Origin of the sequence: Bradyrhizobium sp. (assembly GCF_049586575.1) — a bacterium.
In the GTDB taxonomy this organism is placed as follows: Bacteria; Pseudomonadota; Alphaproteobacteria; order Rhizobiales; family Xanthobacteraceae; genus Bradyrhizobium.
Window position 1 is genome coordinate 1 of sequence record NZ_JBAVCF010000133.1, and the last position, 8,093, is coordinate 8,093.

Sequence of the window (8,093 nt, forward strand, 5' to 3'; positions counted from 1 at the left end):
CTGAAGGCGCTTTCCAACCGGCACCGGCTTCTGATCATCTGCCAGTTGATCGACGGCGAGCATTCCGTCGGTGAGTTGACCGAATTCCTGGGACTGCGGGATTCCACGGTTTCCCAGCATCTTGCACTCCTTCGCAAGGACGGCCTGGTATCGACGCGCCGCGATGCGCAAACGATCTACTATTCGATCGCCAGCGAGCCCGCGCGCGAAGTCCTGAAGACGCTCTATCAGGTCTATTGCACCCCTAAGGCTAGGGGCGCGCGGCGACAACCGCGTTGAGAAAAATCAACGCGCGGACAAGTCACTGATGAAATGAAAATGAGGTGCCGCTGTGCGGCGGATGGGTAATGCCATGATCAGGCAAAGCTTCCGGCTTTTGGTGACGTTTGCGTCACTTTCTTTCGTCGCAGGCACAGCCTGCGCAGAGACGCTGACCGTGGAGCAGCGTTCGATCGCGGACGAGAAGGCGGTCTTTGCGACCGTGGAAAGCACCAGTGTAGTTCCGGCGCGCAGCCGAATCGGCGGCACGGTGGCCGAACTCCACGTCAGGGAAGGCGACGCGGTAACGCAAGGTCAGGCGATCGCGGTCGTGGGCGACCAGAAACTCGCGCTTCAAATGAAGTCGCTCGATGCGCAGATCCAGGCGCTGCAGGCCCAGACCGATCAGGCGCAGACCGATTTTGATCGCATCTCGGGATTGGTCGATCGTGGCACGCTTGCGCGCACCCGGCTCGATGAGGCGCGAACGGCCCTCAACGTTGCCGAGAACAATCTCCGCGCCAAGACGGCGGAACGAGGCGTCATCCAGCAGCAGCAGACGGAAGGGCAGGTTCTGGCCCCGCAGGACGGCCGTGTCCTGAAGCGCCTGGTGGCGGTAGGCTCGGTGGTTCTGCCCGGTGATCCTCTCGTCACGGTCGCGCAGCAGAATTTCAAGCTGCGATTGAGGCTTCCGGAGGAGCACGCCCGCTTGCTGAAGGCCGGTGATCGCATTCGCCTCGATGGCGACGAATTCGGAGAGCGCACGGCCAAATGGGGCGTTGTCGACCTGATCTATCCCCAGATCGAGGAAGGTCGCGTGATCGCGGATGCGACCGTCGAGGGGCTCGGCGAATATTTCGTCGGCGATCGGTTACGGGTGTGGATTTCCGGCGGCACCCGGCCGGCGTTCATCGTCCCATCGAGTTACGTCAAGACGCGCTTTGGCATCGACTATGTCCGCCTGAACAAGGGCAAGGCCACCATCGAGGTGCCGGTGCAGCGTGGTCGCGAGATGCCGACGCCTGCGCTTCCCGACGGGCTGGAAATCCTGTCCGGTCTTCGTGCCGGCGACAGACTGGAGCGGCCGTGAATCTAGGACTCTCAGGCCGGCTGACGAAAGCGACCATCACTTCGCCGCTAACGCCATTATTCCTGATAGCCGCCCTCGTCGTCGGCCTGATCGCCGTCGTCGTGATCCCGCGGGAGGAAGAGCCGCAGATCAGCGTGCCGATGGTGGATATCCGCGTGAACGCGGACGGATTGCGCGGCCCCGACGCCGTCGAACTCGTCACCAAACCGCTGGAGGCCATCGTCAAGGGCATCGACGGCGTCGAGCACGTCTATAGCCAGACTGAAGACGATCGCGTGATGGTGACCGCGCGTTTTCTGGTCGGCACCAAATTCGAGGACGCGATCCTGCGCGTTCACGAGAAGATCCGCGCTAATCTCGACCGTATCCCTGTCGGCATCCCCGAGCCGCTGATCGTTGGGCGCGGCATCAATGACGTCGCCGTGACCGTATTGACCCTGTCGCCGAAACCGCAGGCCGCGGATCGCTGGACCGACAAGGACCTGTACGAGCTCGCCGACAAACTGCGCTCCGAACTCGTGAAAGTCGACAACATCGGATTGACCTACATTTCGGGCGGTGCGGCGCAGGAGATCCGGGTCGAGCCCGATCCGGAAAGATTATCACTTTACGGCGTCACGCTTCAGCAGCTCGTCGCGAAAGTGAAAGACGCGAACCGGTCATTCGTGGCCGGGCAGGTCCGTGACGCCGGCACTGTGCGCAGTGTCGCTGCCGGTCAGACGCTGTCCGGCATTCCCGATATTGGAATGCTGCTGATTTCGACCCGCGACGGGCGTCCGGTCTATGTCAGGGACGTGGCCACCGTCGCGATCGGACCGAGCACGATCGATCATCGGGTCTGGAACGAGGCGCCGGATGGCAAAGGACAATGGACGCGCGTGCCCGCGGTCAGTCTTGCGCTCGCCAAGCGCGCCGGCGCCAACGCGGTGGTGGTCTCCGCCGACGTCGCCCGCCGCCTGGAGGGACTGAAATCCAGCCTGATTCCCGACGACGTCCAGGTAACGATGACCCGCGACTACGGCGAGACGGCCAACGAAAAGGCCAACGAGCTTCTGTTTCATCTCGCGCTGGCAACGATTTCGATCGTGGTGCTCATTGCCGTTGCGATCGGCTGGCGCGAGGCGATCGTCACCTTCGTCGTCATTCCGACAACCATCCTGCTCACGATGTTTGCCGCCAACCTGATGGGTTACACCATCAACCGCGTCAGCCTGTTTGCGTTAATCTTCTCGATCGGAATTCTCGTCGACGACGCCATCGTTGTGGTCGAGAACATCGCCCGTCACTGGGCCATGCGGGACGGCCGCCCTCGCCTCCAGGCAACGGTCGAAGCGGTCGCCGAGGTCGGCAATCCCACCATCGTTGCGACGCTCACCGTGGTTGCCGCGCTATTGCCGATGCTGTTCGTGTCGGGGCTGATGGGTCCGTACATGGCGCCGATACCGGCGAACGCTTCCGCGGCGATGCTGTTCTCCTTCTTTGTGGCCATGGTGGTCGCGCCCTGGTTGATGCTGCGGCTGGCGCCCAGGGGCGACGCGGTTGCGGCTCACGCCGCGCACGCTGAAGGAAGGCTCGGCTCGCTCTACCGCCGTTTTGCGACGCCGATCGTGAGCAGCAAGCGCGCGGCCTGGAGGTTCCTGCTCGTCGTCGGCGGCGCCACGCTGCTGTCGATGACGCTGTTTGCGACCAAATCCGTCACGGTCAAATTGCTGCCTTTCGACAACAAGTCCGAAATTGCCGTCATGGTTGACCTTCCGAAAGGCGAAAGCCTCGAGGCGACCGAGCGCGTCCTGTTCGCAGCCGCGGAGATCGCGCGGCGACTGCCGGAGACGACCTCCCTGCAATCCTATGCCGGTACCGCAGCGCCGTTCAATTTCAACGGTCTCGTTCGTCACTATTACCTGCGCGAGAGGCCGGAACTCGGGGAACTGCAGGTCAACCTGGCTTTCCGCACTGAGCGCAAGCGGGCGAGCCACGAGATCGCACTCGAACTGCGGCAGCAATTGAAGACGCTCGAACTTCCCGCCGGCACCAGCATCAAGGTGGTCGAGGTGCCGCCGGGACCGCCGGTACTGGCGACACTCCTTGCCGAGGTTTATGGCCCGAATGCAGTCACGCGCCGCGCGGTTACGCGTGAGCTGAAGAAGGTCTTTGCGGAAGTGCCTTTCATCGTCGATATCGACGATTCGATCGGCGAAAAGCGGCCGCGGCTTCGTCTTTCGATCGATCAGGACCGGCTCGAATTCTTCGGCGTCGAGCAGCGCGACGTCTACGACACGATCCAGGCGCTGTTCGGCGGCATCTCGATCGGCTATTCGCATCGCGGCGAAGATCGCAATCCGATCGAAATAGCGGTGCGGCTGCCAAAGCGCGATCTGGTCTGGGACGAGGCACTGGCCTCGACACCGGTGCCCGCGAATACGTTGCCGGGGAGCAAGACTGTCGTCGAATTGGGCCAGGTCGTGAAGGCGACCATGGAAGAAGGAACGCCCGTCATCTTCCGGCGCGATGGCCGCTTCGCCGACATGGTGATGGCCGAGCTCGCCGGCCGCTTCGAGGCGCCGCTCTATGGGATGCTAGCGGTGGACGATCGCATCAATACGCATGACTGGGGAACGCTGCCCAAGCCGGCCGTCAAGATGCACGGACAACCGGCCGACGAAACGCATCCGACGCTGCTGTGGGATGGCGAATGGGAGATCACCTGGGTAACCTTCCGCGACATGGGCGCGGCCTTCGGCGCAGCGATCCTCGGCATCTATGTGCTGGTTGTCGCCCAGTTTAGAAGCTTTCGCCTGCCACTGGTAATCCTGACGCCCATTCCGCTGACCTTGATCGGCATTCTGATCGGGCATTGGCTGCTGGGAGCGCCGTTCACCGCAACTTCGATGATCGGGTTCATCGCGCTCGCCGGCATCATCGTGCGCAACTCGATCCTGCTGGTCGATTTCATCCGCCACAGCGGTTCAGAGGGCAAGCCTCTGCGCGAGGTGGTGCTTGAAGCAGGCGCCGTCCGCTTCAAGCCGATCGTGCTCACGGCGCTCGCCGCCATGATCGGCGCTGCGACGATCCTGCTCGATCCGATCTTTCAGGGTTTGGCAATCTCACTACTGTTTGGACTAGCGTCCTCCACATTGCTTACCGTTCTCGTCATTCCAGCCATTTACATCGCGCTGCGACAGGAGTCTCCAGCAGCGAAACACGCTACGTAAAAGTCGCGCGCCGGGTCGGCCGAGGAGAGCCGCAAAGAACCACGAGATCGACCATCTGCGCGAAAAGGAAATCGAGGAAGTCGAGACGATCTTCCGCGAGTCTGGCCTGGAAGGCAAAGTCTTGCAGAACGTCGTGAACGCAATCGCATCTGACCGGCGACGCTAGGTTGACTTCATGATGCGCTTTTGGGGTCCAAAAGCTGACGCGCCATCTCATCCCGCGTTATGCGATTGGCCCCAACCGCGCTGTCAAAGACTGATCCCAAATCTTGCGAGAGTCCACGCGGTGGCAAGATACAGTGTCACGGTGAGTAGGCAGCTTGCGCCCAAGCTCGGCCAAAAGCCCGCCCCTGCCCTGAGCAGCGCCGGCAAGACCAAGAACATCGGAAGCGATGGTAGCACGTACCAGAACGTGGATTCGGCATGAGCAGCAATTCGGTCGATATCCTTGGTGTCACGCCAGAGCCAAAGGATGCCCAATAGGGACACCAGGGGCAGCGAAACAATGAGTGCACCGAGAGTGGGACTTCGTCTTGCCACTTCGGAAACGACGGCGATTATCAGGCCAGACAACAGGCATTTGATGGTGAAGTAGAGCATGGGCGCCCCTGCCTTTTCGTCAAAGGTCGAGCAGGCTGATAGCCGATGGCGTTATCTTGGCAGCGCAGGGTGCATCCCGCAACTTTGTGTTGTTCCAGAGCAGCCTGTCTCTCAGAATCGGTCGTCTCGCCTTCGCACCGCACACAATCTAAAATCCTGCAAGGTGAAAATGCAGTCTCCCCTTGAGACTCCGGTCCAAGCGCTGCGCAATACTCGACCAGTTGGACGCGGCCTCTGACGGCATCGATCGCAGTTTAGCTTTGTCGTGGCAAGGCAGCGTCGGTTCAGCCATCGTTGAACGCAGGGCCACCTCGTGTTCTCGGATTGCGCCGGTAAGGCCGTCGCGGAAAACCTCGCCTGCTCAAGCTACCGAAATCATCGCCCCGGCATAATTCGTCCCGGCGGCATCTGGCCGGACCCCATCTGGCCCCGGTGCATGCCTCCCATCATCCCCATCATGCCCATACCCATGTGGGGCGCGAGGAGTTCGTTCGCCGTCTTGATCTGATCGTCCGAGAGCGTACCGACGAGATTAGTCAGAGCCGCTTTGATCGCACGGGTCCCTTCGAGACGCGCTGCCAACCACTTCTCCTGCAACGCAACGCGACCAACCAATGTCTGCGAGGCGGCGCCTCCCTGCCCCACCATCGACGCGCGCACCTCGCCAAGGCTATTTGCGTTGGCCCGCAAAACGTCGGCGAACGCATCCCAGGCGGCGGATTGTGCGTCGGTAATCTTCAGTTCGGCCCGCAAAAAGGCGATGCGACCCTCGACGTGGTCGATCATCTCCATGCCGGCCGGCTGCCGCATGCTGCCCATCATATGCATCATCATGGGCATGTTTTCGCCCATCATGTTCATCATGCCTTTCCCACCCATTTTGTCTTGCGCGTCGCCCATCATGCCCTGTCCTGTCATTCCGGACTGGTCGGCAGGTGGTGACGGCGGTGTTGCCGGTGACAGCTTTTGGTCAAGATGGTGAGCCTCGTGATCGGGCGGCGATTGCGCCCAAGACGAGGTACCGAGCGCAACCAACAATGCAGCCGCCAGTGCCGAATGTTTCATGAGCCTTCTCCCGATGAACGATGGTTGGCTATGAGTGCCTAATTCTGTCGGCAGGCGCTTGATGCAAATCAAACTCAGCAGTGCCGCGCGGATGGAAACTCCCGCCATCTGCCTGAATCATGCTGTTCTCCTTGTTTAATTAGTCATCTGACCGGCGGCGTTTTTGCTCGGCTACCGCTACATTTTCATTCCCTTCATGGGCGCAGCGCCGCCGTGAGGGTCTGGCGCCGCCCGCGGCTGCCGGGCCGGCCCGGTAACGGGCGCATCAACTTCGTGAGCAACGGTACCAGCCGGGTATTGGTAGGAGCCGGGATCGCGATAATCGTCGCGCGCCAAGCTCTCGCGGATCTTCATCACGGTGAACATGCCGCCCATCTCGATGGGTCCGAACTGACCGCTACCTGTCATCATCGGGAGCGTGTTGTCGGGTGCGGGCATTTCCATATCGCCCATCGCCATGCCGGTATTGCCCAATATCATCGCCTCCGGCGCGAGCTTGCCGACCACATTCGCCAGATCCTTCTTTGAGACGCCGATGAAATTGCGCATCGAATGCCCCATCGCGTTCATGGTGTGGTGCGCCTTGTGGCAGTGGAACGCCCAGTCGCCGGGATTGTCGGCGACGACATCGAACGCGCGTATCGCCCCGACGGGAACGTCGATCGTCACCTCCGGCCATTGCGCGCTCTCGGGCACCCACCCGCCGTCCGTGCAACTCACCGAGAAACTGTGGCCGTGAAGGTGGATCGGGTGATTGGTCATTGTGAGATTGCCCATGCGGACGCGGACCTTGTCGCCGAGCCGCACCGGCAGCGGGTCGATGCCCGGAAACACGCGGGAATTCCATGTCCACATGTTGAACTCGGTCATCTCGTTGATGTTCGGCAGCGAAGTGCCGGGATCTACGCGATACGTGCTCATGATGAAGACGAAATCGCGTTCCACGGCGCGGAACGAGATGTCACGCGGATGCACGATGAACATGCCCATCATGCCCATCGCTACCTGCACCATCTCGTCGGAATGCGGGTGGTACATGAAGGTTCCGCTCTTCCTGAGCTCGAACTCATAGACGAACGTCTTGCCGGGATCGATGTGGGGCTGGTTGAGGCCGCCAACTCCGTCCATGCCGTTTGGGATCAGCATGCCGTGCCAATGCACCGTGGTGTGTTCGGGAAGCTTGTTGGTGACGAAGATGCGGACCTTGTCGCCTTCGACTGCTTCGATCGTCGGTCCCGGTGCCTGGCCGTTATAGCCCCAGAGGTTGACTTTCATGCCGGGCGCGAATTCCCTCACGACCGGCTCCGCGACCAGATGAAACTCCTTCCAGTCGCCGTTCATTCGCCAAGGCAGCGACCATCCGTTCAATGTGACGACCGGACGGTAGTCCGGCCCGCTCGAGGGGTGCAGCGGCGGCTGCATCACGGCGTTGTTCTTGATCGGCGCCTCCGGAATCGCAGCCGCCTGAACGCGGCCGCTGACCGCGCTGGCGCCGATCAGAGCGGCGGTCCCCAGCAAACCTCGACGTGAAAACATGGCTCGTCTCCTTCAGTGACTGTTGCCGACCGATTGAGCTGTCGAGACGGCTGGCGATGGGCCGTCACTGCCTGCGCCGGCCCCTCCGCCGTTGACGGCGGTCATGAGGTCGGATTGCGAGAACCAGAAAGCGCGCCGGGCATCGATGGCGGCTCGTTGCGACGCTACGCGCTGGCGTGTCTCCGTTACGAGCGCGAAGACGTCGACCTGCATGCTCGACAATTGCAGTCGCATCTCCTCCATGATGGTTTGGCGTTGTGGCAGCACGTCGCGCTCATAGCGGCTGGCGATGTCGTAGCTGGAGCGGTAGACACGGTAAGCGTCGCGCGCCT

Annotated in this window: 6 protein-coding genes and 1 pseudogene; 3 read left to right on the forward strand and 4 right to left on the reverse strand. The window is 61.6% G+C overall.

Annotated elements, in window-relative coordinates:
* From WB528_RS04835 to WB528_RS04845, 3 genes are all read left to right on the forward strand, one after another.
* A partial coding sequence (locus WB528_RS04835) for an ArsR/SmtB family transcription factor (protein WP_423887290.1) occupies positions 1 to 279 on the forward strand: 279 nt, incomplete at its 5' end.
* Between the two features lie 73 nt (positions 280 to 352).
* Positions 353 to 1,348 (forward strand): efflux RND transporter periplasmic adaptor subunit, encoded by a 996-nt coding sequence (locus WB528_RS04840; protein ID WP_423887291.1) that lies wholly within the window; start codon positions 353 to 355, stop codon positions 1,346 to 1,348.
* Positions 1,345 to 4,560: an efflux RND transporter permease subunit gene (locus WB528_RS04845; protein WP_423887292.1), complete on the forward strand. Its 3,216-nt coding sequence runs from the start codon at positions 1,345 to 1,347 to the stop codon at positions 4,558 to 4,560. The genes WB528_RS04840 and WB528_RS04845 overlap by 4 nt, the downstream gene beginning before the upstream one ends.
* A gap of 249 nt (positions 4,561 to 4,809) precedes the next feature.
* Here WB528_RS04845 and WB528_RS04850 read toward each other — a convergent pair whose 3' ends face one another.
* The 4 genes and pseudogenes from WB528_RS04850 to WB528_RS04865 all read right to left on the reverse strand — a co-directional run.
* Entirely contained in the window at positions 4,810 to 5,160 is a 351-nt protein-coding gene (locus WB528_RS04850) for a DUF3147 family protein (protein ID WP_423887293.1), read from the reverse strand.
* A 375-nt stretch (positions 5,161 to 5,535) separates the two neighbouring features.
* Complete coding sequence (locus WB528_RS04855; protein WP_423887294.1) at positions 5,536 to 6,333, reverse strand: Spy/CpxP family protein refolding chaperone; 798 nt, start codon at positions 6,331 to 6,333, stop codon at positions 5,536 to 5,538.
* Positions 6,334 to 6,402: 69 nt separating this feature from the next.
* Complete coding sequence (locus tag WB528_RS04860; protein ID WP_423887295.1) at positions 6,403 to 7,761, reverse strand: multicopper oxidase family protein; 1,359 nt, start codon at positions 7,759 to 7,761, stop codon at positions 6,403 to 6,405.
* A 12-nt stretch (positions 7,762 to 7,773) separates the two neighbouring features.
* Positions 7,774 to 8,093: pseudogene (locus WB528_RS04865) on the reverse strand (TolC family protein); the annotation flags it as partial.

Bases quoted from the DNA above. Each gene is read 5' to 3' on its own strand.
- WB528_RS04840 (WP_423887291.1), top strand. From the start codon at position 353: ATGATCAGGCAAAGCTTCCGGCTTTTGGTGACGTTTGCGTCACTTTCT.
- WB528_RS04850 (WP_423887293.1), bottom strand. From the start codon at position 5,160: ATGCTCTACTTCACCATCAAATGCCTGTTGTCTGGCCTGATAATCGCC.
- WB528_RS04855 (WP_423887294.1), bottom strand. From the start codon at position 6,333: ATGGCGGGAGTTTCCATCCGCGCGGCACTGCTGAGTTTGATTTGCATC.
- WB528_RS04860 (WP_423887295.1), bottom strand. From the start codon at position 7,761: ATGTTTTCACGTCGAGGTTTGCTGGGGACCGCCGCTCTGATCGGCGCC.